This is a genomic window from Shimia abyssi, assembly GCF_003014475.1.
In the GTDB taxonomy this organism is placed as follows: domain Bacteria; phylum Pseudomonadota; class Alphaproteobacteria; order Rhodobacterales; family Rhodobacteraceae; genus Shimia; species Shimia abyssi.
The window spans coordinates 481,409-507,999 of sequence record NZ_PYGJ01000002.1; the positions used below are offsets into that span (position 1 = coordinate 481,409).

The following is a 26,591-nucleotide window of genomic DNA, read 5'->3' on the forward strand; positions in this document are numbered from 1 at the left end:
CTATACGAAACTTAACGTGCATGGATGAAATGGCAAAAGCTATGAGCGGACAAATTCCTGTGAAACCAGACGCAGAAGGGCTCGCGGCCTCGGCCCTTGCCGCACAAAAAGGCAAAGGACCAGCGCCTGTGCATCTATGGAATCCACCGTTCAACGGTGACATCGACATGCGCATCGCCCGCGATGGCACCTGGTTCTATCAAAACAGCCCCATTAATCGCGAAGCACTCGTACGCCTGTTTGCCTCCATTCTGCGCAAGGATGAAGACAGATATGTTCTCGTCACTCCGGTCGAAATGGTTGGCATCACCGTCGAAGACGCTCCTTTCGTGGCGATCAACTTTGAAATTAAAAACGCAGGTCTCAATCAGGAACTGGAATTTGAAACCAATGTTGGCGATTTTGCCACCGCCGGGCCTGAAAACCCCATCCGCGTCGCGCTCGATCCCCAAACCGGTGAACCTTCCCCCTACGTGATGATCCGCGCCGGTCTTGAAGCGCGCATTGACCGCAAAAGTTTCTACCGCTTGATTGAACTTGGTGAAACGCAACCCCTCGACGGAACCGATTGGTTCGGCATTCATTCGGGCGGAGTTTTCTTTCCCATAATCTCAAGTCAATCGCTCGAAATTTAAGCTCCTTAACAGCTTTGATAACCTGTTAAAAATTGTCTCTTTTTTGAAGAAAGCGGCTAGGTTATCGTCGCCTCAAAGGGACACTTAAATGCCAAAATTTGCCGCCAATCTCACAATGCTCTTTAACGAACTCCCGTTTGAAGAACGCTTTGATGCAGCGCGTGAGGCAGGATTTGATGCTGTAGAAATTTTGTTCCCTTACGACTGCCCAGCGCGCGAAACACTCGCCGCTCTAAGGCGGAATGGGCTTGACCTTGTCCTGATCAACACACCTCCGCCCAACTACACAGGCGGCCCGCGCGGCTTTGCTGCCATTCCCGGTGGCAGGGACCGTTTCCAACACGATTTTCGACGCTCTTTGCGATACGCAGACACTTTGGGCGCCGGGCTTTTGCATATAATGGCAGGCGCCGCGGCGGGTTCCGACGCCAAAGCGACCTTTATCGAAAACCTGAAATGGGCGACCGAATTTGCCCCCAAACAACGCCTAACAATCGAACCGATCAATTCAGATGATATGCCAGGCTATTTCCTGAGCTGTTTTGACTTGGCAGCCGAAGTGCTTGACGAGGTGTCCGCCCCCAACCTCGCCCTGCAATTTGACACCTACCATGCCTTCAAAATCACAGGCGATGTGTCCTCATGTTGGGAGACGCACAATCATCGCGTCGGCCACATCCAGATCGGCGGCATACCTGATCGACACGAACCATCGGGCGGCCCATTCGATTATCCCGCTTTCTTCAGGCAGCTGGATGCATCCGGATACGCAGGCCACGTCAGCGCCGAATATCACCCCGCCAGGAACACGATCAAAGGTCTAGGTTGGCTCAAACCTCAGCCGATTTAGGGTCGAACACGTTGGTCATATACAGCGCGTCGCTGTACTTTATCGCGAGCGAAAAATAGCATCGCTGACACAGACACTCTTTGATCGCGCGCTCAATATCCTCTCGCAATGCTTCCGAAAACGCCGCATCCCGATGTGGCTTTGTCAGCAATGACAACTCAACCAATATATGCGTGTGATGATAGACGTTGCTGGGATACGCGCGCCCCTTGCACTCACCCGCTGCTGGATCGTGCACATTTATCCGCTCTTCGATCAATTGCAGCACCTTTTCTGCATCAATCTCCAGATCAGCTGAATACTTTAGCTCCGCATGTGGCATTAGTGCGCCTCAGCCCAGTTTTGGCCGCGACCGGCATCCACGATCAACGGTACATCCAGCTTTACTGCTGGCTCCGCCGCTCCTTGCATGACGTCACGCGCCGCCCCAATCGCATCTTCAATAGCGTCATCTTCGACTTCGAAAATGAGTTCGTCATGCACCTGCAACAGCATCTTCATGGGCAAGCCCTTGATGGCAGCAGGCATTCGGATCATGGCTCGTCGGATGATATCCGCCGCAGTGCCCTGAATGGGTGCGTTGATCGCCGCGCGATAGGCAAAACTCGCACGTGGCCCCTTGGCATTGATCTCCGGTGTGTGGATCTTGCGCCCAAACAACGTCTGAACATACCCATGTTCCTTAGCAAACTCCTTGGTGCTATCCATATAGGTGCGAATACCCGGAAACCGCTCAAAATAGCGGTTGATAAAGTCCTGCGCCTCGCCTCGCGGAATGCGCAGGTTGCGCGCCAGACCAAATCCTGAAATGCCATAAATCACGCCAAAGTTGATCGCTTTTGCCCGTCGCCGGATTTCACCTGTCATCTCGTCCATCGGCACACCAAACACCTCAGAAGCCGTCATAGCGTGAATGTCCTGCCCATCCCGGAACGCTTCCTTCAGGGCATCAATCTCGGCAATATGTGCCAAGATGCGCAGCTCGATCTGGCTATAGTCCAGACTGATCAACGTCTTGCCCTGCTCACTCACAAACGCCTCGCGAATGCGCCGACCTTCCTCGGTGCGCACCGGAATGTTCTGCAGATTCGGATCGCTCGACGCCATGCGCCCTGTATTCGCGCCGGTCTGCACATAGGACGTGTGCACACGCCCGGTATCCTTGTTTATATGCTCCTGAAGTGCATCAGTGTATGTGCTTTTGAGCTTCTGCAACTGGCGGTAATCCAAAACCCGCGCGGCAAAATCATGGGTCGCGGCAAGGTCTTCCAGCACATCAGCCGGAGTCGACCATTGACCGGTCTTGGTCTTCTTGCCGCCCTCCAACGCCATTTCTTCAAACAAGATCGCGCCCACCTGCGCCGGGCTTTGAACGTTGAATTCGTGCCCGGCCAACTCATAAAGCTCCGCTTCCAAGCCCGCCATCTTCTGGGCAAAGGCGTTCGACATCCGGCTTAGAGTGTCGCGATCCACCTTGATGCCATGCATCTCCATTTCGGCCAAAACAGGCACCAACGGGCGCTCCAGCGTTTCATAGACAGTCGTAACCTTTTTACTGTGCAACCGCTGCTTAAAGATTTTCCACAGACGAAGCGTAACGTCCGCATCTTCTGCGGCGTATTTTACCGCATCCTCGATTGGTACCTTGTCAAAAGTAATGGCCGACTTACCTGTGCCCAGCAGCGTCTTGATCGGGATCGGCGTGTGTTCGAGATACCGCTCGCTCAACGCATCCATACCGTGGTTATGCTCGCCCGCGTGCATCGCATAGCTCAGCAGCATCGTGTCATCGATTGGCGCAACATCAATACCGTATCGCTTGAAAATCTTGCAATCATATTTGGCGTTCTGGAAAATCTTGAGCACGGATGGGTCTTCCAGCATCGGCTTCAACAGCGCCAGCGCATCGTTCAACCCCATCTGACCGGGCTGCAATTCCTCGCCGCCAAACAGGTCATCATTCGCGCCCTTTTTGTGCCCCACCGGCACATAACAGGCACTGCCTGTCTCAACGCTCAGACAAATTCCGGCCAGTTCAGCAACCATCTCGTTCAGCGAGTTGGTTTCCGTATCCACCGCCACATAGCCGCGCGCATAGGATTGCGCGATCCAACTCTCAAGCGCGGATGCATCCCGCACGCATTCATATGCGTCCGGATCAATCGGGGCCAACTCCTCAGAGGAACCGGCGCCCTCGGCGGCGGACGGCTCCGCAATCGCTGGTGCCTCGACCCCAAGCTGGTCCGCAACCCGCTTTAGCAAAGTGCGGAATTCCATCTCGCCCAGAAACCCCAGCAAAGTGTCCGCTTCGGGCTCTTGCACCTCAAGATCTTCAAGCGAGAAATCCAGCTCCATCTCGCAATCCAGTTGCGCCAGACGTTTGCTCAATTCGATCTGATCACGCTTTTCAATCAGCGTCTGGCGGCGCTTGGGTTGTTTGATTTCCTCAGCCCGATCCAGAAGGCTCTCCAGATCGCCGAACTCGTTGATCAACAATGCCGCCGTTTTGATACCAATACCCGGCGCACCAGGCACGTTGTCGACGCTATCCCCAGCCAACGCCTGAACATCGACGACCCGCTCTGGTCCAACACCGAACTTCTCGCGCACACCATCGACATCGATGCGCTTGTTCTTCATCGCGTCCAACATCTCGACGCCGCCACCGACCAGCTGCATCAAATCCTTGTCGGATGAGATAATCGTACACCGCCCGCCAGCATCGCGCGCCTGATGTGCAAGGGTTGCAATGATATCGTCCGCCTCAAAACCCTCGACCTCTTTGCACGCGATATTAAACGCTCGTGTCGCATCACGAGTGAGCGGAAACTGTGGCACCAGATCTTCGGGCGCCGGAGGGCGATTGGCCTTATAAAGATCGTACATCTCGTTGCGAAACGATTTGCCCGAATAGTCAAAAATCACGGCAACATGGGTTGGCGCATCCGGGCCGGTATTACCTTCGACATAGCGGTGCAACATGTTGCAAAACCCTGCCACGGCACCAATAGGCAGTCCGTCAGACTTACGTGTCAACGGTGGCAACGCGTGATACGCGCGGAAAATAAAGGCCGACCCGTCGATCAGGTGCAGGTGACACCCTTTGCCAAAACTCATCTCGCACGCTCCTATTCTGGTTCGGTCTCTGTTGTGCCATGCTGGGCAGGGCGGCGCCAGATGCAAAGGACGATAAAACCAGAGCCAGCCCAGTGCCACAGGCGACTTTCCGGAGTGTTTCGAAATCACTGAAAATGCCGGGAAATCACGGGGAATACCTAGTCAGGGACTTGACGAACAGCCCCAAGAGCGCTTGTGTCACCCGTCTAAAAAGGATTGAGCATGACACATCTCTGGGTCCGGGCCGAGCAACGGCCCAACGAGGAACGCGTTGGCCTGACACCTGACGGAGCCAAGGCCCTAATGGCAGCCGGCATTCGCGTCACTATTGAAGAAAGCTCAGTGCGCGCGATCCCAATTGACGGATATATCGCCGCAGGATGCGAGATTGCACCCGAAAACAGCTGGCCATCTGCCCCATCTGACGCCGTTATTTTTGGCCTCAAAGAATTGCCCGAAGATGGCACACCGCTGCCGCACCGCCACATCATGTTTGGCCACGCTTACAAGGGCCAACACTCGGGTAAGGCTTTGCTCAAACGATTCAAGGCCGGTGGCGGTACGCTTTACGATCTTGAGTACCTTGTTGACGATTCTGGCCGCCGTGTCGCGGCATTTGGCTATTGGGCCGGTTATGCCGGTGCTGCTGTCACTCTCAAATGCTGGGCGGCACAGCAACGTGGAGAAATTTGCGGCCCCGTTGGCGTTTACTCGAGCAAAGACGCATTGCTTACCGATCTCTTGGGCGAACTCGACGCGATTGGTTCAATCCGCCCTTCCGCAATCGTCATTGGCGCCATGGGCCGTGTGGGCACTGGCGCCGCCGACCTGCTGACCGCCATGGGCTGTTCCGTAACAAAATGGGACATGGCCGAAACAGCAGGAGGTGGCCCGTTCCCCGAAATCCTCGCGCACGACTTGTTCTTGAACTGCATTTTTGCTCGCCACGGAACACCTGTATTTGTTCCACAATCCGCCCTCACCGCTTCGCGTGCGCTGACCGCGATCGGCGACGTCGCGTGTGATCCCGACAGCGATTATAACCCCGTTCCCGTCTATGATCGCGCCACGACTTGGGGCGCCCCGGCGTTGCGCGTCTCTCAGAATCCGCCTCTCGACGTGATGGCCATCGACAACTTGCCATCCATGTTGCCGGTCGAATCCTCTTACGACTACGCCGTGCAACTGCTCGAAACTTTGCGCGACGTCTCTGATCTGTCTGCAGCCGTCTGGACCCGCGCCGAAGCCGATTTCATCACGCATTCCAAAGACCTCTGAAAAGGAGCCTGACATGACCATCCACTGGTGTGGCACTGGCCTTTCCGCTATCCCCGGCTTGCGCCGTCTCATCTTAGCAGGTCACGATGTGGCCGTTTGGAACCGTACCATAGATAAGGCGCAGGACGCGGTTGGTGATCTGACCGACGTAATCCGCGCATTCGACATTGAAACACTCTCGGCTGATCTCAAATCCGGCGATGTTGTTGTTTCCATGCTACCAGGTGACTGGCATGTGCCGTTGGCTGAACTCTGCATCGCAAAAGGCGCGAACTTTGTCAGCTCCTCCTACATCGCACCGGAAATGAAGGCCCTCAACAGCAGGGCAGCAGCGGCAGGTATTGCCTGCGTCAACGAAGTCGGCCTCGATCCCGGTATCGACCACCTCATGGCGCACGCCCTCGTCGCTGACTACCGCACCTCGGACGCGTTCGATCCGACCAACGACATCAGCTTCATCTCATATTGCGGTGGCATCCCAAAGATACCAAACCCTTTCCGCTACAAGTTTAGCTGGTCGCCGCTAGGCGTGCTCAAGGCCCTGCGATCCCCATCGCGCTCAATTCGCGATCACGCGCCGCTCGACGTCGCCCGCCCATGGGACGCGATCAGCACATACAAAGCACCTCTGCCAACTCCAGAAAGTTTTGAAGTCTACCCAAACCGCGACTCGATCCCCTTTATGGAGGATTATAAGTTTGATCAGAACTGGAACGTAAAAGAATTCGTGCGTGGTACGTTGCGCCTGAACGGTTGGTCCTCAGCATGGCGCGATGTTTTTGCCGAGATCGAAACCCTCTCCGGACCCAAAGGCGACACACGCCTCAAGGAAATGTCAGATCAGTTCTGGGCTGAAAACGCATATGACCATGGCGAACCAGACCGCGTTGTTTTGTGTGTTGGTCTCAAAGCCGAAAGCAATGGCGCAGAAGTTTGGCACAAAACCTATGTCATGGACGCTTGGGGGGACGAGACCGGCACAGCGATGGCACGACTGGTTTCCATTCCGGTCTCGCTAGCAGTCGAAGCGGTGCTGGCCGGTCAAATTGCACCCGGCGTTCATGCCGCCCCCAGCGATCCGGCGCTGTTTAACGCGTGGCTCGCTCAGGTTGACGAACTGGCGCAGCACTTAGCCATTGTCGACCATCTCGACGCCTGAAAAATGGGGCGCGGTCCATTATCAGCCGCGCCCAAACACTCTTCAAGCTGCCGCCGCACCGATCCGCGCGACAGTGCGCGACCATTTCTTAACCACGCCGTCTTTGGGATGGCTGGCGCCACTAAACTGACTGATCCGCAGCGGTTTGATCCCGACAAACCCTAGGATTTGCCCCCGCATCTGCACCATCAACGCATTGCGGTATAAAAGCCGGAATAACCAGCCCGGCGTATCAGACATCATCAAAATGCGGCCCGTGCGCCCGCCCAGTAATGGCGCTGGCAGGCCCATGCGTGTGGTCTTTCGCGTATCAAATGCAAAACCCGGCAAAAGCGCCCGGTCAAACAAACCCTTAAGCTTGGCCGGAACACCTCCCCACCAAACGGGTGTCGCAACGACCACGTGCTCTGACCATTCGATATCTGCCATCACCTGTTCAAGGGCCGGTTCCAGCGGTTTCTTGTTCACGTACCCACCAAAACCATAGTCCGGATCAAATTGCAGATCGTGCAGGTTCACCAATCTTACGTCATGCCCGGCCCGTGCCGCAGCGTCTGCATAAACCTTTGCCATGTTCCCGGTAAGCGATTCCGCTGCCGGATGCCCATTCAAGACAAAAACGCGTTTCCTAATCATTGATCTCTCCATGAATCTCTAAAATTGACCGCGGTCAGTTTATGGAGCAAAAAATGACCGTGGTCAATAAAAAATTTGACCACGGTCACAAATCAAATTAGAATCCCCTCATGACCAAAGCAAAACAGCAACGCACCTTAGAAACCCGCGCCCGTCTGGTGGCCGCTGCCCAAGCAGTGATCGAGGATGTTGGATACGAAGGGCTACGCGTGGACCAGGTCGTAAAAGGTGCAGGTGTGGCCAAGGGTACTTTCTTTGCCCATTTCCGCGACAAAGATGCGCTGATGGACCAACTGATCGGTGCGCGCATTGACGCACATCTCGACCAGCTCGAAGCCCTGCCAGAGCCGCAAACCGTCGTCGAAATCGTCGAGGCACTTTTGCCGATGATGCGGTATATGACCTGCGAACGATATGTCTTTGACGTCATCCTTCGCTATTCGGGCGCTGCCGCAGTTGCAGAAATTGGACCGATCGCCAATACATTTGGACGCCATGCGCAAGTAATTGAACCCTGGTTTGTTCATGGTAATTTTCGCACCGACATAAAGCCCGATCTGATTTCAGAGGGCGTCATGGCCTTTGCGATCCAAGCCATGTCGCTCATGTTCTGCGCGCTACACAATGAAACCGACTTGCGCGCGCGCCTGACACTCTACCTTGACGCATGGCTCCAACCGCGCACCGTCTCGTAAGTCGGACAAAGTTGTCCGACCTACCGATCCCTCACCATACATCTGCAAAACGAACACCGCGGTTCATCTTCCTTTCTGGCGCAAAATGTTAACTCATCCCCGTAAGGTTTTCGTTGCAGAGCGCACCTCAAAGCGAAATAACGTGTGGCAGCACCTTTGGGGCACGCCCCAACCAATCTACGGAGAACGAAAGACATGACCCATATCGTTGTGGTCGGAGGCGGCCAAGCCAGTGAGAGCCTAGTTGCAAATTTACGGAAACACGGCTTTGACGGCCAGATCACACTCTTGTCGGACGAACCCACCCCACCATACCAGCGCCCTCCACTTTCCAAGGCCTATCTGCTTGGCGACATGACAAAAGAGCGCCTGCAATTACGCCCTGACAGCTTTTACGAAGACCAGAATATCACCCTGCGCCTGTCGACCCGTGTGACCGCGATCAATGCCCAGGCCAAAACCATTCGTACCGCCAATGATGTCATATCCTATGACCAGCTTGTGCTCACCACAGGCGCGACACCGCGCCGCCTGCCCGCCGCGATAGGCGGCGAACTAGCGGGCGTTCACGTGGTGCGCAACCTCGCCGACGTGGATGGCATGGCGCCTTCGTTCAAACAAGGTGCCCGTGCCTTGATCGTCGGGGGCGGCTATATCGGACTCGAAGCGGCCGCCGTCGCCACCAAGCTTGGTGTTTCTGTCACCCTGGTCGAAATGTCCGATCGTATTCTGCAACGTGTCGCTGCTCCAGAAACCAGCGCCTACTTCCGCGACTTACACACCAGTCACGGTGTCGAAATTCGCGAAGGCATCGGTCTCGACCGGCTGGAAGGCGACGACAAAGTAACAAGCGCCAAGCTCAGCGACGGCACCGACATTCCGGTAGATTTCGTCATTGTGGGTGTTGGCGTGACACCGGGCACCGAACTGGCCGAGGCCGCCGGGCTCGACATCCAAAATGGCATCAAGACCGATGCCCAAGGCCGCACTTCAGATCCCTCCATCTGGGCGGCTGGCGATTGCGCCAGCTTCCCATGGAAGGGCGGCCGCATTCGTCTTGAGAGCGTCCCAAACGCAATTGACCAAGCCGCTGTCATCGCGCAAAACATCATGGGTGCCGAAAAGGATTACGTTGCGACGCCTTGGTTCTGGTCCGATCAATACGACGTCAAACTTCAGATTGCAGGCCTGAATGCCGGTTACGATGCAATTGTCACCCGCCAAGGCGAGGGCAAAACCGCGTCCTTCTGGTACTATCATGGCGACACGCTCCTCGCCGTGGACGCCATGAACGACCCACGCGCCTATATGGTAGCCAAACGTCTGATCGAGGCGGGCAAATCTCCCGATCCCGCAAATGTCCGCAACCCGGATTTCCCGGCCAAAGACTTACTGAAAGCCTGAAACAGCCTAACGATTTGCATTCGGATCAATTCCAAGACGTCCACCCTCGGGGCAGCGGCATGCCCTGAGGCCGCTGGTCACTGCCTCAAACGCGCACATTTGCACGCGGACAGCAAAACCAGTGCAAGACATACTGCTCCGGCGGATCATTCTCCGATCTCTCGGACTGGCCTATGTATCTGATAGACTGCTCCAACTCGTGCGAAAGTGCATATTTGGGCCGTTGGGACGAAATCCACTCGACCACACTCCGCGCCAACGTGTTATAATCTGAATCGATGATCCTGCCGTACTTGGTCCTTTGCACAATTACCGCCGCTGCGAACAAGAAAACGCTCACGCGCTCTGCATCATCGCGCCCAGCCAACATCAGCTTAGGGTCCGCCAATAGCTCCAAAAAGTACCTTTAACGGATGTCCAAGACGCCTTCTGCCGATCGTAATCACGACACAAATGGGCGGGCACTGACAGCGTAGCAAGAAAGTCCAGAGCATCCGGTGCCGTGGCAAGAAAACTGTGAAGATCTGGACGATGCAGCCCAAGTATTTCAGCGGACTCGGACCAATCCTGATAGGCTTTGGCAAACTCTCATGCCGCAGGTCCAGCTTCTAGGCATATCGAAAACCTGCTTCAAAACTCTGGAAAATGGCGTCCTGCTGCTTTGGCTGAACAAGCAGGCCTCGCAATATATCTGGCTCATCTGGCAATTCAGCTGTCCCCAAAGTCGGATTGAAATCTTCTTCGGCTTTGCTTTGCGCCAACAGCCGGGCAAACACGGTTTCGATTGGATCTCCTACAACATGCGTCTCTCCGAGCGCAACAAGCCCGGACAGCCAATTATAGGGTAGATGCTGTTTCAGGTAATGCGCGCGCCCAGATCCGTTGATCGCTCATAAAACACACCATCTCATTCAACCCGCTAGTCCGCAACCGCGCATCCCGCGCCGTCATAACCAGTCGTTTTGAAACAGTGACCCTCAGCAATTCCCTGCGCTCCGTCAACGCGGACTCCTCCGACGTCCCGGCAAGCTCATCCAGCATTTTGAGGCATTTGAGCGCACTGTAAGCTGTTTCCCTTTGCACCTTCCTCTTGTCATTGAATGCCTGCTTAGCACATACCCGGCCCGCCTCATTCGCTGCACGAAACCCATGCTCTGACCTGTACCAATCGTGGGTAGCAGCGCGCACTTTCAAGCTCTCAAGTCGTTCAATCAAATTTATCGTCGCAAAAGATCGGGACAATCGTTTGGCCGTGTCCAACACCGAAATCGCGCGCGGATAGGCGTCAAGCTTTGCATTGGCCCACCCCATGGATTCGCATCACTCAGCATTGTCATGCCACGCAGGTTTGGCCGCGTCGTAGATCGCATTTATTTCAGAAACGAGACCATCCCGCGTCTGAAGCACACTTCCCACGTCGCGCTCGATATTGATGGCCGCTTTGCGGGCATGAGCGGCGGAATAATAATGCGCACGCTGACGGAACTCGCTTTGTTCCCGAACCGCGCAAACACTGCCATACGCATGTGATGAACTGCATCACCAAATCGATTTCCGTTCAACATGCTGTCGTAGAACTCCTTGGCAAACAGCAACGCAGCCCATCATCCACGACCCAACCCGCCGCAATGACCGCGCGCGCACCTTTCCCGATCAGCGTCTGCGACAGGTTCGCCGCGATCGGAGAGGCGTTCTCTTCCAAGCAGCCTAGATGGCAACAATTGAGAAACACAAACTTGGGAACAAACCGCATATTGCGCAATTCCGCAGAGGTCAGGCCGATCCCGCCCGATAGGACCAGCCCTGCCCGTTGTCCAATAGCAGACTCCTGCAATATTCTGTGTGCTGCAATGTGCATGATCTTGAACGGGTGCGGCATCACCCGTTCATACCCCATAAAAGCACCAACCAGACCGGCCTGAGCAGCAAGTTCACAAAGAAACTTTTAGGGCGTTCGTTTTGGGGGATCAGCTGCTAACAGCTATGACCGTTAACAACCTGTTGCAACAGGGGCCAACCGAACGGGGCATAGGTTGGCCCTGATTTCCTAGGTTGCGACGTGGCTCACATCTTCGTCTGGGCTATAAATGTCGAGGATATTCCAGTGGCCGGTTGTAGGCGTCGGGTTATTGATCATCGCGACATCCAGAACTGTTGGCCTTCCGCTGGCAATTGCGGCCTCAAGCGCGGGTTTAAGCTGTTCTGCGCTCTCAATCTTCACGCCATCGGCTCCATACGCGCGTGCAATCACAGCATAGTCGGGACCGAATTCAGGTGCACCGGCTTCGCCGGGATGCAATGTTCCATAGGTCAGGCCGTAGTGAGCCTTTTGTAGGCCAGCAATGGTACCAAAGGCATTGTTGTTCATCACCAACCAGATGATACCCAAGCCCTGTTCAACTGCTGTTGCCAGCATAGCCGGGTTCTGGCCAAAACCGCCGTCTCCAACAAGGCTCAGCACCACGCGTTCTGGTGCTGCGGTCTTAGCGCCAATTGCACTGGGAGGACCAAATCCCATGGTGGCAAAACCGCCGGGTGTCAGGATCGATCCTGGGGTCAAGATGTCAAACTGCTGGCCAACGCCGTTTTTGTTCCAGCCCACATCAGTGGTAATAATCGCGTCATCCGGCAACGCAGCGCGCGTGTCGGCCAAAATGCGTTCAGGCATCATCGGGAACGCATCAGACGTCTGGTTAGCCACATTCGAGGCCTTAAACGCTGAGCGGAAATTGGCGATCTTCTGCGCCAGACCGGGGCGCCGAAATCCGTCGGGATACATTTCCCTTGCCACTCGCGCCAGAACGCGCAGAGCGTTTTTGGCATCGGCCACAGCCCCGATTTCGGTGGGGTAGTTGCGACCGATTTCCGACGGTTCAATGTCGATATGGATAACTTTGGTCTTGTCGTCCTTACCACCAATGTTGAACGTGTAACCGGGATACCAACTGGAACAGTCGGCCTCTTTGAATCGGGTGCCAATAGCTAGGATATAGTCGGCATTCAAACACGTCTGATTTACCAGTTCCGTGCCCCAGAAACCCGTCATACCCATGACCAGCGGATGGTCATCGCGCAAGGCACCTTTGCCCATCAAAGAATGCGCAACAGGCAGCCCCATATGGTCCACAAGCTCGCGCAATTCTTCCGAGGCTTTCGCCAACAGGATACCGCCACCAACATAGGCTACAGGGTTTTCCGCTTTAGCCAGCCGCGAAATAATTTTGCGCGCGGTTTCGTCATCCAGAGAAGGTTTCAGCAACGCCCGCGTGTTTTGCGTCACGCGATCAAAGGTCGACCCATCGATAACTTCCGAGAAGATATCCATCGGCACATTGACCAGAACCGGACCGGGTTGACCACTTTCGGCAAGATGGAAAGCTTTTTCCAGAATTTCGGCCATCAAGTCGGCGCGGTCCACGCGCCATGCGCGTTTCACGAACGGGCGATAGATTTCGTACTGAGCTGCATCGGCATGCAAGTTCACCTCTTGGTGGGGGTGCTTGCCATAATAGTGAGTGGGAATGTCCCCGGCGATGACAACCATGGGAATACAGTCAAGCGCTGCATTCGCGACTCCGGTGGCACAGTTGGTCAGTCCCGGCGAGAGGTGAGAGAGCACCACCGAGGCCCTTCCGGTCACACGCGCGTATCCATCTGCGGCATGGCTGGCAATCTGCTCGTGACGCACGTTAACAAATTCGATCGGGCTTTCAGCAAGCGCCGCCAACACCGCGATATTTGTGTGACCGCAGAGGCCAAAGATATGCTTGATATCGCGCTGTTCCAAATAGTCAACAAGGTGTTCAGCGACCGTTTTAGTGTTTACGTGTGAACCGTCCATTACGCGACCTCCTGACCAAAGAACTCACCGAACAGCTCTTCCTCAGAAGGGCGATCTTCGGGGATCGGGCGGCTAACCCAAGTGTAGTTCATCATGTGTTTCATAGTGACGTTTTCGTTGGTGATGTTGCCACCCCAGATGCCGCAACCCAGCGAAGAGGTCATCGGCATACCATTGGTCCAGGCGCCAGCGTTGGCTTTGGATTGCGGCTGGCGCACCATCATGCGGCTAACGGGCGCGCAACGGGCAAGTGCGTCGATATTATCATCATCGTGGCTGTAGATTCCGCAGGAATGGCCTTTACCGCCGATGGCATAAATCTGGCTGACCGTGTCCAACGCGTCATCAAAGGTCTCAAAATGATAAAGCGCCATCAGCGTAGTCAGCTTTTCTTTTGAAAACTTGTGCTCAGCTCCGATCTGTCCCTGATTTTCCACCATCAAGAATTTTCGATCCTCGGGGATCGAGAACCCAGCGAAATCAGCTGTTTGCTGTGGTTTGCAAGCGATGGTCGGAAAAGTGCGGTTGCCTTTGTCATCCCACATGGCGCGTTCCAACAGGGCCTTTTCTTCTGCGTTGCACAGGTAACCGCCTTCAGCCTCAAGAGCGGCAACCATGTCGCCATAGACCGATTTCTGGATGATGATATTTCCGTCAGCCGAGCAGCCCGATCCAAAGTCAGAGGTCTTCGAAATGCGAGTGTTCATCGCGGCGATGTCCAGATCAGCGGTTTCGTCAATCACGATAGATGAATTGCCAGCGCCGACACCATACGCCGGACGCCCTGAGGAATACGCCGCCTTGACCATCGGTTTCCCGCCCGTGGCGAGCGTCAAGTCACATTCCTCCATAAGGTGTTGCGTCATCGGGATCGAAGGCTGTCGGATGGATTGGAACAGATCTTTTGGCGCGCCCACCGCTTCACAGGCCGCGCGCATGGCTTCGACCATCTCGAACGTCGTCTGAGCGGTGCGCGGGTGGGGCGAAAAGATCACCGCATTGCGCGCATTGGCCGAGGACACGCCTGTGACAGGAGGCGTCATCGCCGGATTGGTCATCGGCACCAGCGAGGCAATCACCCCTGCAGGTTTGGCATATTTGACCAATCCTTTGGCCTCATCCACTTCTACAACGCCGGTCGAGGGCGTGCGCAGCACATCACGCAAAACCATATGGATTTTGAAACGTTTCCCGGGGCGACCTTCGCGGTCACCTATGGCGCTTTCATCTACGCCCTGCTGTGCAAGTCGGGTGAAGGTCTTTTCGTTTCCGGCGTACCAAGCAATTGCCTGACTCAAGCGGTTCAGATCTTCTTGGCTCCAGTTTTCGATTTCAGCCATGGCGTTGCGGGCGCGCGCAATCATATCCGCGACTTCAACGCGTTCTTGTTCTGTCAATTCTCGTGCCATGAGGCATCCTCTGTTTTCTGAATAGGGTCAGGCCGCCAGTCGATTGACTTCGCGGCGTTTTGAGCGGGCAGACCCAAAGGTCTGTTTTGCATGGGTCAGGCAGCGCCGCGCGTGCTCTTCATAGCCAAGCTCAGCCACACGGCTCTGGTTAGGGAGTTCGATGGAGTAATTCATAGGCGGACATCGCTCAATGACACCGGAAAAGTCGATCCAACCTTCTCCGGGATACAGCCGTGCATCACGCGCCAACTGGATCATGCCTTCGCGAGTGTCCGCGATACCGGGTAGGCAGTCCGAAATGTGCAGGAAATGAAGCCACTCGGGCGGCACATGCAGCAACTCACCAAGATCTACGCGCGACAAATGCAGATAAAGGGTATCGACAAGGATGCCACCATTGGGTCGATCCGCTGCCCGCACGATGTCGAGCACTTCGTCCAATGTTCTCAGGCGCGAAAATGACGGAAACTCAAGATCAATGGTCAGTCCAAAGGGCGCGGCTAGGTCACATGTTTCTGCATACACATCCAGCAAGAAATTGCGGTCGTCACGCCGGGTGGTCCAAGCTGACATAATCATGTGCCCTGCGCCCAGCTCCCCCCCCAGTTCAAGTGCGGGCTCAAATGATCGGGGATCGCAATCCTCGGTGATGCGCGCTAACTCGATATCCAGCACCTTAAGTCCAGTTGTGCTCAGAGCGGTCTTGGTCGCTTGCACCTGCGCTTTTTCCAAGGGCGAATGAGAAAACTCGCCGGGAACATTCATTGGGATGAACCGCGGGCTGATCGCGTCGTATCCAGCCCGCGCCGCGACATAGACCAGCTCTGCGGGGGTGCAATTGATCAGTGTTAGATGTGCCAACGAATAAAGCGGGTCGTTTAGGTGCAGCATTTCGGGGTCCAATAATCAGGCTTATATCAACCTACGTTTTAAAAAATATCAGACATTTTATAAAACATCAATATTTTTCTGCCTGGCTATTTGGACTCATCGAATTGTTCGAATAACCTCCCAGAAACAACTCACCCTGCTCCGGATTTTATCATCCTTTACAGAAACTTAGCGAACAGCATTACCCAACCGATGTCCGTACAAGGATGGCATTTGGCCTAAACTCGAAATCCGCCTGCTCTCATCTCAGGTTTTGTCTTCGTACAGCGGTAGAAAACGGGGCGGCATAGGGCCTTTGTTTCGCCCGCCCTGCTGCATCTGTTCCCAACCATGCGACAGCACACCAACTGACCGCGACAGACAAAACAATCCGCGTGACAGCGGTGGAGGAAAGCCAAGCTCACAAAAGATCACGGCCGTGGCGCCATCGATGTTCATGGCAATCTCGATGCCGCGCTGACGGCCGATCTCGGCCTGTACCGCCTCGCCGATATCTGCAAACATACCATCTACTGTACCAGTGCTGGCAGCCTCGCGAACCATAGCCATCAAGCGAGGCGCACGAGGATCAACCGGCTTGTGAAATCGGTGACCAAAGCCCGAGACGATCTTGCCATATGTTTCGCGCCAATGGGCGATGCCATCTCGCGTTGCGTCATTTAGATTGACACCAGCGTCCATCCGTTCGGCAATGTCGAGATAAAGCTCGGCGCATTGTTCCCCTGCACCACCATGCACGTCGCCCAGCATATTGACACCGGTGGCCATAACGTTGTTAAGGCCAACCCCACAAGTGGCTGCCATCCGGGCCGCAGCGATAGAGGGCGCTTGGGGGCCGTGGTCCACACCAGCGACAAGCGCGCATTCAAAAAGATCCGCCTCTGCTTTACTTGGCAGATCACCACGCGTCATCAACCAGATCATTTGCGCAAACCCGACATTGCCAATCAAATCCTGAATGGGATGGCCGCGAAACTCGATTTGACCGGGTTTCATGTCGATAATCGAGGTGCGCCACCAATGGCGGATCGCGTGCTCCTCTGTATTTTCAAGGCTCATGGGTCTGCTGTCCTTAGGTCAAGTTGGTTTCAAGAAGCGTGTTCAGATGTCGCGCCATGCGGTCATGATTTGGCGCATGACCGGTAATAAGGGCAAAGGCCTCCACCGCCTGCCATAGCGCCATAGCGGTACCGTTCATGACAGGCCGGCCCTGACGACGTGCTGTTTTGAGGAGTGTAGTCTCCGGTGGGAAATAAACAATATCAGCGATCCAGGCGTCTGGTGGCAACAAGCTTGGGTCAATTGCCATACCGGGATGACTGGCCATGCCCAGCGGTGTGCAGTTCACAAAGCCGGAAATGGTGTTCATCGATATAGCGTCAAGGATGCTACTGGCGTACCAGTGGGTCTTCGGTCTCAAAGACGACAGGCGTGATGTGACCTCTTTAGCCTTGCCAGGTTTTGGATCGAAAATGCAAACACGCGCGGCCCCGCAATCCGCAAGGGCCAATGCCACGGCGCGTCCTGCACCGCCTGCCCCCGAAAGCAGGATATTTTGCCCCTCTACCCTACCTATCCCACCCAACAGCGCTCCTCGAAACCCACAATAATCCGTGTTATGGCCAATCCATCGCCCGTCACGGAAAAGCACAGTGTTGATCACCTCAAGATCACGCGCTGGCCCTTCAAGATGGTCTACTAATGTCGCTGCAAGCTCCTTGTACGGGTGAGTGATGTTGAGACCGCAATATTTGTTGGCTTGCGCTTCTGTCAGCAACGCACGTAATGCTGGCCCATCCAATTGGGTTCCGCCTGTATCGATCCGCTCATAGTGATACCCAAGCCCAAGCGCCGCACCCTCAGCTTCGTGCAAGGCTGGAGTTAGCGATGGGCCAATGTGATCTCCGATAAGTGCGGCTTTCACTTCTAGCCCACCTTTTGAGCCTGCTGATACCGCATCTGGGCTGCAAGCCGGATCGGTGCATTACGTGCACCGTACCCTTGATAACCGCGCCGCCGCTCAACGATCTCAAAGAAAAACCCGTCAAAAATCGGGGTGCTGTAAATCTGAAAATATTCTCCGTCCCCGTCACGATCGTATAGAATGTTGCCCTCGCGCAGTTTGTCGACGAATGCGCCCTCCAGGCCAAATCGCGATTTAAGGTCGATATAATAGTTTTCCGCAATTTCCAGTCGGCTGAACCCGGCCTCTGCCAGATGTCCCGAGGTCTCAAAAATGCAGTCGCTGAGAAATGCGATGTGCTGAACACCCGCACCAAAGCGATCCGCCAGAAAGGCCCCGGCAAAGGTACGGCGCTGTCCCGCGCCATTTAGATTCAAACGCACTTCACCTTCGGGGCTGGAGATTGCCTGAGATAAAACAATTCCCGAGGGGTCGACCACGTCCACCACGGCGGTCTTGTCCATCTCGAAAGTAGTTGTGTAATAGGTCAGCCAACTCTGCATTTCCTGATATCGCATGGTTTGGGCTACATGGTCGATGCGGCGCAAGCCGGCGGGTGGGATGGCCTCAGTGCGTGGAACCGGGTCGAATTCAATATCCCAAACCCGATGAAGGTCAGACTTCTCGTCAATAAAATGCACTACACTGCCGCCTACACCTTTGATCGCCGGAATATCCAACTCTCCAACGCCCACAGGTTGCGAGAACTCAGGTGTGCCCAAAGCGGTTGCACGGGTTACGGTCTGGTCCGCATCCCGTACGCGCAAACCCATGTCGCAAACCGTCGGTCCATGCTGAACAAAGCTCTCGGCGGCAAACCCCTTGGGATCAGAGTTGATCACCAGATTGGCAGCGCCCTGCCGCCACAACGCGACATCTTTTGAGACATGCTGACGCTCTTTTCGGAAGCACAACGCAGCCAGCATTTCGGCCAATTCCCGCTCTGCGTCTTTATCCGCCGCGAACTCGACAAACTCAAAACCTGTGGGATAGACGCGCTGAGGTAAATCGCTCAGCGGTGCTCGCATCGCAGGCTCAGTACGTGCCACCTCGTCCAAAAGCGAAACCAGCGCCCGAAACCCATCTCGTGCAAAGCTGTCGCGACTGCTTTGCGTGGTATCGCTGACGCGGGCCAGCGACCATGGCCCGTCATAGTTTAGCCGTGCAATGACCCGCACGAAGCCAGCAAGGTTCAGGCCGCCCTGCCCCGGAAGCAGCCCGAAATGACTTTTCAGATGGCGAATGTCGAAATCCATCGCTGGGGCATCGGACAATTGCACATGGAAAAGCTTGTCGCCGGGAATATCACGCAGCCGGGCAGGTTGAGAGCCGTCCGCAAGAGAAAAGAACGAGTTCAGGGCGAGCCCAAAGGCAGGATGATTGACGGCATTGACCATATCCAAAGCCTGCGCATCGGCTTGCACACACTTGCCCCATGGCAGAGCAAGCAGCGCAGCCCGCACGCCACGCTCCGCGCAACGGTTCGCCAGTTCTGTAAAGTCGCCGCAGAGCGCGTCTTCATCCGAAATTGTCGCCGGGTCAGTAGCACTGCCCACCAAAAGGGTGCGTGCCCCCAAGCCCTGCATAAGGTCCAGCTTGTGATCCAACCGAGCAAAGGCGCCGGTGCGCGCTTTGCCGGTCTGACCCTCAAAGTCATGAAACGGCTGCAACACGTCGACACTCAACCCAAGCGCACGAGTGTGAGCACCTACCTTTTCTGGCGTTCCGGCAAATCCAGTCAAGTCGGGTTCGTAAAGCTCTACGCCTGTGAACCCGGCATCTGCGATGGTTTCCAGCTTCTCCAGAAGATCGCCGGGGATGGACGTCGTGGCGACCGAGAGTTTCATTAGCCTTGGTACCCAAACATGCGCGGCAGCCACAACACCAGATCAGGTACCAAAAGCATAATCAGAAGCGCGACGATGAGAACGGCAAGGAAAGCCCAGATTTCAGAGATTATCTCGCGCAAAGGAATGTCTGTCACCGCATTGATGACGAACAACAAGATGCCATAGGGAGGTGTGATCAAACCGATCATCGAATTCACAACAACGAGGACGCCAAAGTGGACCAAATCAATACCAAGCGCTTCGCAGGTTGGGATGAACAACGGCACAATCACCAGAATGATGGTAGTGGCATCCAGCACGCATCCCAAGGCCAGGATCAAAAGGTTTACTAAGATAAGGAAGACAATCGGGCTCATTTCGGACCCGGCCAACATAGCCGAGATCGACTGAGGAATTTGCTCTGAGATCACAATGAAGTTCAGGATAAAGGCCCCGCCGATCACGATCCCAACCGATGCAGACGAACGCGCCGAGTCGACAAAGACATGGTAAAGTCCCTTGAACGAGATTGCGCGGTAAAACAGCGCTGCCAGCAATAGGGCATAAAACGCAGCCACGGCAGCGGCTTCGGTTGGCGTAGTGACGCCTCCGTAGATACCGTAAAGTAGGATTGCGGGCATTAGCAGCGCCGGGAAGGCGTTGGCTGTTTTGGCCGGGAGCTCTTTCAGCGGAACCGGATCTTCGAGCGCAAAACCACGCTTTCCGGCGAGGTAATAGTTCATCGCCATTAAGACAACACCCATAATCAACCCCGGCAGAATGCCAGCAAGGAACAGGGATCCAATCGAAGCTTTGGAGACCAAAGCATAGAGAACCATCGGAATCGACGGCGGAATTATCGGTCCAATCGTGGCCGATGCGGCGGTGATTGCAGCTGCATAACCTCGGCTATAACGGCCGTCTCTTGTCATCATTGAGATAATGATCTTGCCGATACCCGCAGCATCCGCCACCGCAGAGCCGGACATACCGGAAAAGATCAGCGAAGCCACGACGTTCACGTGGCCCAGCCCACCCTTAAAGCGTCCAACAGCAGCCACACAGAAATTCAAAAGTCGGTCAGTTATCGACCCGGCATTCATAATGTTGGCGGCGACAATAAACAGCGGCACAGCCAGCAGGATGGTGCTTTTGTAGAACCCCTGAAGGATTTTTTCGCCCGCCAGTGCTACGTCCAATCCGGCAACGCCCAGATAGACAACAGACGCCAGCAGGATCGAATAGCCGATTGGCGTGCCTACACCGGCAAGGACGAACAATGTGACAAGACAGGTTGCGAGTTCAAAACTCATGACTCGTCCCCTTTTTCGGCGGTTTGGGCGTCTTCTTCGTGCGAAGCTTCAACCACAAGTTCAATTTCGGTTTTGGGCGGGCCGTTGCGCAACACATGAAAGAACGACCAGGCATAGCGTGCAGCCACGGCCAGCATGAATACCGCATAAACCGAGAACACATCCCGCATTGGAATCTTGTTTCCTGTAAACGGGTTACGTACCGTCGATGTTTTACGGATCTTCATCCACTCGATGTAATCCCAAGTCGGCAGGAAGGTATAAAGCATGCCGATGACGATGGCGGCGGCGGCGATCATGGCAAAGATCTGACGGACCCGGCGTGGCATCGACAGATAGATAATGTCGAACTTCACCTGGTCACGCTCGCGCACAACAAAGGCGCAGCTGAAGAAGATCACCCAGACCCAGAGAATACCAATCAGTTCAAGCGTCCATCCGGCAGGCGTGAACAAATAGCGCAGTGCGATCTGTAAAAGAAAGATCAGAAAGATTGCCGCCAGCATACCGCCGGCAATCGCTTCGGTCAGTCGGGAGAACCCCCTGATGAAAGTCTTCATGGCTGTTCTCCCTCTCTATTCTACAGATTAGTTGCCCAAAGCGTTGATCTGCTCCAGAACACCCTCCGGCCAAGTTTCTGCAAACTCACTCTCAAGATACATCGACTGCACCTGAGCCCGAAAGGCCGCTACATCAGGCTCATAGATCTCTAGACCTTGCTCCTTGAGGAAGCTCACCAGCTCTGCCTCCAGACCAAGCTGCTTTTGACGTCCCGCTTCTGCTGCGGCGTCAGCTGCTTTTTGAACTGTCGCCTGCTGTTCGGCCGACATGTCGTCCCAGACGCCCTTACCGATAGCGATATAGTTCAGATCAACAAGATGAGACGTGAGAACGATCTGCTTGGTCACCTCATAGAATTTTTTGTCGACCACTGTAGGCAGCGGATTGTCCTGCCCATCAACCGAACCAGTCGACAGGCCCGTATATACTTCAGAGAACGACATTGGCGTTGGTGCGGCGCCCAGAGCTTTGCCCAGGAACTGCCACGCGTCTGTGCCAGGCATGCGCAAGTTCACCCCTGCAAGATCAGCTGGCTTCATTACTGTCAGCTCATCCTTGGGCTGACGCAGGTTCACCTGACGACGACCCAGATACATGACCGACAGAAGCTTCACTCCCAGTTCGTCTTCTGCCTTTGTTTTGAAGGCATCCATAAGCGGGTCATTAAAGACCGCCACCTGATGAGCGGCATCCTGGTGCACGTAGCCGGCGGTAAAGATCGAGAACTCGGGGAAGAACTGAGCCAGCTCCTGCGCCGAAGTGATCGACATTTCAAGGTTGCCGCGGCTGATCGCGTCCAGTTCGGTACCTTGCGCAAAAATCGTGCCGTTATAGCTTGGCTGATAATCGGCAAAGTCCGCAACCATCGGGGCAAAGACTTCGGCCAGAGCAACCGAGCGCTGGTCGGTTTCAGAGCCGGATGTTGCCAAACGTAGTTGAACCTTGTCCGCAGCGAAGGCCGGCACGGCCATGGCGGCTGACAGGCTGAGGGCCGTCAGGGATGCAATGGCGGTGCGGCGTGTAAACTTTGTGATCATGGTGTCCTCCCTTTGATCATCTCGAATGATTTGTGGTTGCGTCATTTATTGCGGATTTTTTCTAAATTGCAATATATTATTAAAAACATCATATATTTTTTAGGTGCTCCTCTTTAACAGGTGGAGTCGTCCCAGCGGACATGTTGCACAATGTCACCGTTGCCCCGGACGCGGCGGCCCGAGTGACGGCTTCAACAACCTCAAGGGATTTCAACCCTTCAAGACCAGAGACAAGAGGGAGCGCCTCACCGCGAATTACGTCTGCAAAGTGAGAGACTTGCACCATCAGAGGGTCCCCGGATTCAGCCAAAAGAGAGGTCGCGCCAATTGGTGTCCACCAATCCTGCGTGTTTTGGTGTTTCCAGACGCGCAAATCTGGAAGAGACATCGCGCCTTCAGAGCCACCCAGCATATAGCAGCTCTGGTTTGTGGCCGGATACGCAGGGTTTTCGCGCGCTGTCAGCTCCCAACTCCACGGGGAAACGATGCTGTCAGAGACGGAAATCGAAGCAATCAAGCCAGATTCGAAAGTCAGGATTGCGGTGGCCAGATCTTCGTTTTCAAACCCGCGTCTGGACGGAGCTGCGACGGCCTGCACGTGCTTTACCTCGCCGCAAAAGTGCCTAAGCAGGTCAATGTCATGCACCAGGTTCACCGAAATGGGGCCTGCGCCCTTGCGGGTGCGCCAGGGGGCGGCCTCAAAATAATAGTCAGGCTTGTAGAACCAGCATGTGGCCTGCACCGAACGTATGTCCCCGATGGCCCCATCCATGATTGCCTGCTTAGCTGCACGCACCATACCATTGTGGCGGCGATGGTGCCCAACAAGCAGCGGAACCGTTGCCGCTTCGGCGGCATCGGTCAGGGAACGGGCCTCATCCGCGGAGACGGCAATGGGCTTTTCGATCAGAACCGGACAACCATGCGCAATGCAGGTCAGACCTTGCTCAACATGCAGCGGCGTCGGCGTCGCCAGGATCACGCCATCCGGGCCACATTTGTCAAACAACTCCTCCAAGGTCGCAAAAACAGGCACGCCCATGGCCCTTGCGGCTGCGCCGTTACTCTTATCCGGTTCAACGATGCCGGCTATTGCGACTCCAGCGGTCTGTTGTAGAGATTGGGCATGCCGCTTGCCAATAAGGCCAAAGCCGACAACTGCGATACGGGTGATGTTCGCCATCAAGTCATTCCTTTTGCAACGCGCCACTGCGTCTGGAACCATCTCTAACAGGGCATTGCTGATAATTTCAAGAACATCTGATATTTTTTCATATAACATAAATTATAATGCATTGCGGACATGCTTCGGTTTGCCTAAATTGAATGACACACTGAAAACTGTCAGACGGAATTTATGGCTCAATCTCGTAACATCGTTGGCGCGACCACCTATCAGCGCATTAAGCATGACATTATTTTTGGGGAACTGGCGCCGGGTGCCAAGCTGAAACTCGAGGCCCTGCGGCAGCGTTACGAAGCCAGCATGTCAACCTTACGTGAAACTCTTAATCGGCTGGCAAGCGAAGGCTTTGTGAATGCTCTTGACCAGCGCGGCTTCTTTGTGACGCCTGTATCCCAAGAAGATTTGCGCGAGATTGCTAATCTGCGGATTCTTCTGGAATGCCACGCATTACGCCTATCTATCGAGAATGGCGACACAGACTGGGAAGGCCGCCTTGTGGCGGCCCATCACAAGCTGCACCTGATGGAATCGAAGATGCTTGAGGGGGATCTCAGCGGCAAAGAAGATTGGAAGCGGTATGACTGGGAGTTCCATCAGGCCCTGATTTCAGCCTGCGGATCAAAGAACCTGCTGTCTCTGCACGCGATTCTGTTCGACAAGTACCTGCGCTATCAAATGTTGGTTTTAACCAACCGCGGTCAAGAAGCGGTCGAAGAGCACATTGAAATGTTTCAGGCTGCACTGCAACGCGATGTGGAACGCGCTAGCGCAACGCTGCAACGACATGTTGAGCGAGGCTTGGAGCACACGCTCACCGTGCTTTAGGCAGGTTGCGACACTCTGTGGCGCCCCACATGCTCGTCCGCGTTCTGACGGCACATCTCTGAAAACCTGAATTCGCACCAGTTTTGGTGCGTTCTATCGGGCACCCAAAATTCGCGATACCTCAAACGATTAGGTCATCGAGGCTAAGGGCCAGATAATCTTACACATCTCGCAACAGTCAAACGACTGGGACGGGCAAAGATCAACAGAATTAAAAAATACTGTGCCGAAATAGCGAGGCATAGCCGGGCAGTTTCATGAACTCGGCGCTCCGCATCGTGTGGCACACACACCCAACTCCTACGCAAATACTTTTGAGAGTTATGGCGGAGACAAAGGCAGCCTTATTACCTCATTAAGTCATTGTTAAAATACAACTAATTCAATAAATGTGAAACAAATACAACGTTTTATACCACGTCAAGGCCGTTGTTCGAGTGTTTACGCTTCACTTTCAAGCTCCTAACTTTCCCCATACGAGTCGTGCATACATCGCCCAAAAGATAGAAGCTTGTGAAAGTAGTACACGACTGATGTATCTCCGCTTACTTGTTGCGTCCAACCACAACCTGCAAAGATGGGCGGGAAGCAGATGTTTGCCGCGAATTACACCAATGTCGGCTTCTACAGTTCCGGCTGGTTGCATATTTGAGTTCAAAAGCTTTTCCAGAAACGATCGTGGTACCGGTGAATGCGAATATGCCATTCGAATGCATCACCTCTGGGAGTACAATAGGCCACGAAGAGCCTTACACAGGCAGTCAAAGACCATACAATAGACGCCATCTTCTTATGCCAACGCTGCGAAAACCCGCTCGACAGTCCAGTAGCTCCCCACCAAGGCGATGGCGAAGCTCACGGGTAACACAATGCGCGATCTGTACCACAGTTCTTTACGCCAAAACCCGACAGCCAGAAAAGCTGCTGCGATGACAACTAACTGGCCAATCTCCACGCCGACATTGAAGCCAATCAACCGCGTCAGCCACTGGCCCTCTGAGGAGCTGATCTCGCCCAAAACCGACGCGAAACCGAATCCATGGAGCAGCCCGAAGAAGAATATGAGCGTGAAGCGGGCTCCGGCAGGTTTGTTGCGCAATATGTTTTCTACAGCGGCATATACAATGGACAAGGCAATCAGGGGTTCAAAGAACACGGTTGGCAGATCAACCCAGCCTAGCCAGCCGAGTGTCAGCGTCACTGAATGCGCCACGGTAAAAGCCGTGATTTGCCAGATCAGATCGCGGATCGTTTGCGCAAACAGGAACAGGCAAAGCACGAACAGGATGTGATCCAGCCCGTATGGGACGATGTGAATAATCCCCTGCCATGTGAAATACAAGAACTCGGCCACTGCAGTGCTCAGTGTTGTCTCTTGTGTCCCCTGAAGGCTCAGTGTCTGGCTGGTTCTTCCAGCCTGTAGCAGCGTCGTACTTGGGACTGTCACCTCCAGCCGCATATCCCCCAGCAAAGGCGACAGTTGTACACTCACTGCGCTGGCTCCTAGGGGAACGTCACCATAACCGACAAAAACCAAACGGTACTCGGTGTTTTCCGGCGGCCTGTCGAGAACAGCCCGGATATCGCGCGGAGATGGAAAGGAAAGTGCTTGCAGGTCTGCCGGATCACCGTCGAACCGGATGAGCGTCTGTTCGGAGATTTCCGCGCGTATTTCTGACAGCGCGCTTTCGATAACGCCGAAGTCCAGCCCACGCACCTGCTCGACAAGAAATCTGTCAGAACCGTTTAAGCCCAGGAGGCGCTCGAACGCTTCGATCAAGTCCGCACTTATGGCGATCCGATAGCTGTCGCCTTCGACGGACAACTGCGCATCGCCTAACTCGAACTTGTGTGCGATAGCGGACTGCGCAAAAAGCACCAGCAAAAGCGCGAGGGCCAGCCGGGTGATAAAGAACCCGGCCGGCCTTATCAAACGAGGGGGGATCATTTCCCGCTTTGCCT

The 26,591-nt window shown here is 54.8% G+C and carries 24 protein-coding genes; 8 read left to right on the top strand and 16 right to left on the bottom strand.

Annotated features, from left to right (window positions below; translation table 11 throughout):
* The first annotated feature begins 41 nt into the window (after positions 1-41).
* Both CLV88_RS06345 and CLV88_RS06350 read left to right on the top strand, forming a co-directional pair.
* Positions 42-635 carry a DUF1285 domain-containing protein gene (locus CLV88_RS06345; protein ID WP_106607531.1) on the top strand — a complete coding sequence of 198 codons (594 nt, stop codon included), beginning with the start codon at positions 42-44 and terminating at the stop codon, positions 633-635.
* Positions 636-723: 88 nt separating this feature from the next.
* Positions 724-1,485 carry a hydroxypyruvate isomerase family protein gene (locus tag CLV88_RS06350; RefSeq protein ID WP_106607532.1) on the top strand — a complete coding sequence of 254 codons (762 nt, stop codon included), beginning with the start codon at positions 724-726 and terminating at the stop codon, positions 1,483-1,485.
* Here CLV88_RS06350 and CLV88_RS06355 read toward each other — a convergent pair.
* Entirely contained in the window at positions 1,466-1,807 is a 342-nt protein-coding gene (locus CLV88_RS06355) for a hypothetical protein (protein WP_106607533.1), read from the bottom strand. The two genes, CLV88_RS06350 and CLV88_RS06355, sit on opposite strands and share 20 nt — an antisense overlap.
* The gene (gene polA / locus CLV88_RS06360) at positions 1,807-4,602 is read right to left on the bottom strand and encodes a DNA polymerase I (RefSeq protein WP_106607534.1); all 2,796 of its coding nucleotides are present in this window, start codon (positions 4,600-4,602) and stop codon (positions 1,807-1,809) included. The genes CLV88_RS06355 and polA overlap by 1 nt, the downstream gene beginning before the upstream one ends.
* 222 nt (positions 4,603-4,824) lie before the next feature.
* On the opposite strand from polA, the gene CLV88_RS06365 reads away from it, so the two are divergent.
* Both CLV88_RS06365 and CLV88_RS06370 read left to right on the top strand, forming a co-directional pair.
* Positions 4,825-5,880, top strand: a complete 1,056-nt coding sequence (locus CLV88_RS06365) for a saccharopine dehydrogenase (RefSeq protein ID WP_106607535.1) — start codon at positions 4,825-4,827, stop codon at positions 5,878-5,880.
* A 13-nt stretch (positions 5,881-5,893) separates the two neighbouring features.
* Positions 5,894-7,039 (top strand): saccharopine dehydrogenase family protein, encoded by a 1,146-nt coding sequence (locus CLV88_RS06370; protein WP_106607536.1) that lies wholly within the window; start codon positions 5,894-5,896, stop codon positions 7,037-7,039.
* A 42-nt stretch (positions 7,040-7,081) separates the two neighbouring features.
* Here the strand turns inward: CLV88_RS06370 and CLV88_RS06375 are convergent, their stop codons facing one another.
* Positions 7,082-7,675, bottom strand: coding sequence for an NAD(P)H-dependent oxidoreductase (locus CLV88_RS06375; protein WP_106607537.1), 594 nt, complete (start codon positions 7,673-7,675; stop codon positions 7,082-7,084).
* Positions 7,676-7,785: 110 nt separating this feature from the next.
* On the opposite strand from CLV88_RS06375, the gene CLV88_RS06380 reads away from it, so the two are divergent.
* From CLV88_RS06380 to CLV88_RS06395, 3 genes are all read left to right on the top strand, one after another.
* Positions 7,786-8,370, top strand: coding sequence for a TetR/AcrR family transcriptional regulator (locus tag CLV88_RS06380; protein ID WP_106607538.1), 585 nt, complete (start codon positions 7,786-7,788; stop codon positions 8,368-8,370).
* A gap of 195 nt (positions 8,371-8,565) precedes the next feature.
* On the top strand, positions 8,566-9,774 hold the full coding sequence (locus CLV88_RS06385; RefSeq protein ID WP_106607539.1) for an NAD(P)/FAD-dependent oxidoreductase: 1,209 nt from the start codon (positions 8,566-8,568) through the stop codon (positions 9,772-9,774).
* A 497-nt stretch (positions 9,775-10,271) separates the two neighbouring features.
* Positions 10,272-10,622 (top strand): hypothetical protein, encoded by a 351-nt coding sequence (locus CLV88_RS06395; protein WP_165798820.1) that lies wholly within the window; start codon positions 10,272-10,274, stop codon positions 10,620-10,622.
* On the opposite strand, the gene CLV88_RS06400 is transcribed toward CLV88_RS06395, so the two are convergent.
* The 12 genes from CLV88_RS06400 to CLV88_RS06460 all read right to left on the bottom strand — a co-directional run bounded on the left by CLV88_RS06400 (position 10,612) and on the right by CLV88_RS06460 (position 23,801).
* Entirely contained in the window at positions 10,612-11,085 is a 474-nt protein-coding gene (locus tag CLV88_RS06400; protein WP_106607542.1) for a hypothetical protein, read from the bottom strand. The genes CLV88_RS06395 and CLV88_RS06400 overlap by 11 nt on opposite strands.
* Before the next feature lie 247 nt (positions 11,086-11,332).
* Entirely contained in the window at positions 11,333-11,671 is a 339-nt protein-coding gene (locus tag CLV88_RS06410; RefSeq protein WP_106607544.1) for a CHAT domain-containing protein, read from the bottom strand.
* Between the two features lie 150 nt (positions 11,672-11,821).
* Positions 11,822-13,615 carry a thiamine pyrophosphate-binding protein gene (locus tag CLV88_RS06415; protein ID WP_106607545.1) on the bottom strand — a complete coding sequence of 598 codons (1,794 nt, stop codon included), beginning with the start codon at positions 13,613-13,615 and terminating at the stop codon, positions 11,822-11,824.
* A complete protein-coding gene (locus CLV88_RS06420) occupies positions 13,615-15,024 on the bottom strand; it encodes an aldehyde dehydrogenase family protein (protein WP_106607546.1) in 1,410 nt (469 codons plus the stop codon). The genes CLV88_RS06415 and CLV88_RS06420 overlap by 1 nt, the downstream gene beginning before the upstream one ends.
* Before the next feature lie 27 nt (positions 15,025-15,051).
* Positions 15,052-15,915: a sugar phosphate isomerase/epimerase family protein gene (locus CLV88_RS06425; protein WP_106607547.1), complete on the bottom strand. Its 864-nt coding sequence runs from the start codon at positions 15,913-15,915 to the stop codon at positions 15,052-15,054.
* A 246-nt stretch (positions 15,916-16,161) separates the two neighbouring features.
* Positions 16,162-16,974: a citryl-CoA lyase gene (locus CLV88_RS06430; RefSeq protein WP_106607548.1), complete on the bottom strand. Its 813-nt coding sequence runs from the start codon at positions 16,972-16,974 to the stop codon at positions 16,162-16,164.
* A 13-nt stretch (positions 16,975-16,987) separates the two neighbouring features.
* Entirely contained in the window at positions 16,988-17,839 is an 852-nt protein-coding gene (locus CLV88_RS06435; protein ID WP_106607549.1) for a shikimate dehydrogenase, read from the bottom strand.
* Between the two features lie 2 nt (positions 17,840-17,841).
* Positions 17,842-19,725 carry a bifunctional sugar phosphate isomerase/epimerase/4-hydroxyphenylpyruvate dioxygenase family protein gene (locus tag CLV88_RS06440; RefSeq protein ID WP_106607550.1) on the bottom strand — a complete coding sequence of 628 codons (1,884 nt, stop codon included), beginning with the start codon at positions 19,723-19,725 and terminating at the stop codon, positions 17,842-17,844.
* Entirely contained in the window at positions 19,725-21,020 is a 1,296-nt protein-coding gene (locus CLV88_RS06445; protein WP_106607551.1) for a TRAP transporter large permease, read from the bottom strand. Before CLV88_RS06445 ends, CLV88_RS06440 begins: the two co-directional genes overlap by 1 nt.
* Positions 21,017-21,580: a TRAP transporter small permease gene (locus tag CLV88_RS06450; RefSeq protein WP_106607552.1), complete on the bottom strand. Its 564-nt coding sequence runs from the start codon at positions 21,578-21,580 to the stop codon at positions 21,017-21,019. The genes CLV88_RS06445 and CLV88_RS06450 overlap by 4 nt, the downstream gene beginning before the upstream one ends.
* Positions 21,581-21,607: 27 nt before the next feature.
* Positions 21,608-22,618 carry a TRAP transporter substrate-binding protein DctP gene (gene dctP, locus CLV88_RS06455; protein WP_106607553.1) on the bottom strand — a complete coding sequence of 337 codons (1,011 nt, stop codon included), beginning with the start codon at positions 22,616-22,618 and terminating at the stop codon, positions 21,608-21,610.
* A gap of 88 nt (positions 22,619-22,706) precedes the next feature.
* Entirely contained in the window at positions 22,707-23,801 is a 1,095-nt protein-coding gene (locus tag CLV88_RS06460) for a Gfo/Idh/MocA family protein (protein ID WP_106607602.1), read from the bottom strand.
* Between the two features lie 174 nt (positions 23,802-23,975).
* Here CLV88_RS06460 and CLV88_RS06465 point away from each other — a divergent pair, with 174 nt between their 5' ends.
* On the top strand, positions 23,976-24,629 hold the full coding sequence (locus CLV88_RS06465) for a GntR family transcriptional regulator (protein ID WP_106607554.1): 654 nt from the start codon (positions 23,976-23,978) through the stop codon (positions 24,627-24,629).
* 790 nt (positions 24,630-25,419) lie between these two features.
* On the opposite strand, the gene CLV88_RS23285 is transcribed toward CLV88_RS06465, so the two are convergent.
* A complete protein-coding gene (locus tag CLV88_RS23285) occupies positions 25,420-26,577 on the bottom strand; it encodes a HupE/UreJ family protein (RefSeq protein WP_243403581.1) in 1,158 nt (385 codons plus the stop codon).
* Between the last annotated feature and the right edge of the window lie 14 nt (positions 26,578-26,591).

Bases quoted from the DNA above. Each gene is read 5' to 3' on its own strand.
- CLV88_RS06400 (WP_106607542.1), bottom strand. From the start codon at position 11,085: ATGGGGTGGGCCAATGCAAAGCTTGACGCCTATCCGCGCGCGATTTCG.
- CLV88_RS06425 (WP_106607547.1), bottom strand. From the start codon at position 15,915: ATGCTGCACCTAAACGACCCGCTTTATTCGTTGGCACATCTAACACTG.
- CLV88_RS06365 (WP_106607535.1), top strand. From the start codon at position 4,825: ATGACACATCTCTGGGTCCGGGCCGAGCAACGGCCCAACGAGGAACGC.
- CLV88_RS06370 (WP_106607536.1), top strand. From the start codon at position 5,894: ATGACCATCCACTGGTGTGGCACTGGCCTTTCCGCTATCCCCGGCTTG.
- CLV88_RS06460 (WP_106607602.1), bottom strand. From the start codon at position 23,801: ATGGCGAACATCACCCGTATCGCAGTTGTCGGCTTTGGCCTTATTGGC.
- polA (WP_106607534.1), bottom strand. From the start codon at position 4,602: ATGAGTTTTGGCAAAGGGTGTCACCTGCACCTGATCGACGGGTCGGCC.
- CLV88_RS06450 (WP_106607552.1), bottom strand. From the start codon at position 21,580: ATGAAGACTTTCATCAGGGGGTTCTCCCGACTGACCGAAGCGATTGCC.
- CLV88_RS06445 (WP_106607551.1), bottom strand. From the start codon at position 21,020: ATGAGTTTTGAACTCGCAACCTGTCTTGTCACATTGTTCGTCCTTGCC.
- CLV88_RS06345 (WP_106607531.1), top strand. From the start codon at position 42: ATGAGCGGACAAATTCCTGTGAAACCAGACGCAGAAGGGCTCGCGGCC.
- dctP (WP_106607553.1), bottom strand. From the start codon at position 22,618: ATGATCACAAAGTTTACACGCCGCACCGCCATTGCATCCCTGACGGCC.
- CLV88_RS06385 (WP_106607539.1), top strand. From the start codon at position 8,566: ATGACCCATATCGTTGTGGTCGGAGGCGGCCAAGCCAGTGAGAGCCTA.
- CLV88_RS06350 (WP_106607532.1), top strand. From the start codon at position 724: ATGCCAAAATTTGCCGCCAATCTCACAATGCTCTTTAACGAACTCCCG.
- CLV88_RS23285 (WP_243403581.1), bottom strand. From the start codon at position 26,577: ATGATCCCCCCTCGTTTGATAAGGCCGGCCGGGTTCTTTATCACCCGG.
- CLV88_RS06410 (WP_106607544.1), bottom strand. From the start codon at position 11,671: ATGGGGTATGAACGGGTGATGCCGCACCCGTTCAAGATCATGCACATT.
- CLV88_RS06415 (WP_106607545.1), bottom strand. From the start codon at position 13,615: ATGGACGGTTCACACGTAAACACTAAAACGGTCGCTGAACACCTTGTT.
- CLV88_RS06380 (WP_106607538.1), top strand. From the start codon at position 7,786: ATGACCAAAGCAAAACAGCAACGCACCTTAGAAACCCGCGCCCGTCTG.
- CLV88_RS06355 (WP_106607533.1), bottom strand. From the start codon at position 1,807: ATGCCACATGCGGAGCTAAAGTATTCAGCTGATCTGGAGATTGATGCA.
- CLV88_RS06440 (WP_106607550.1), bottom strand. From the start codon at position 19,725: ATGAAACTCTCGGTCGCCACGACGTCCATCCCCGGCGATCTTCTGGAG.
- CLV88_RS06420 (WP_106607546.1), bottom strand. From the start codon at position 15,024: ATGGCACGAGAATTGACAGAACAAGAACGCGTTGAAGTCGCGGATATG.
- CLV88_RS06375 (WP_106607537.1), bottom strand. From the start codon at position 7,675: ATGATTAGGAAACGCGTTTTTGTCTTGAATGGGCATCCGGCAGCGGAA.
- CLV88_RS06465 (WP_106607554.1), top strand. From the start codon at position 23,976: ATGGCTCAATCTCGTAACATCGTTGGCGCGACCACCTATCAGCGCATT.
- CLV88_RS06430 (WP_106607548.1), bottom strand. From the start codon at position 16,974: ATGAGCCTTGAAAATACAGAGGAGCACGCGATCCGCCATTGGTGGCGC.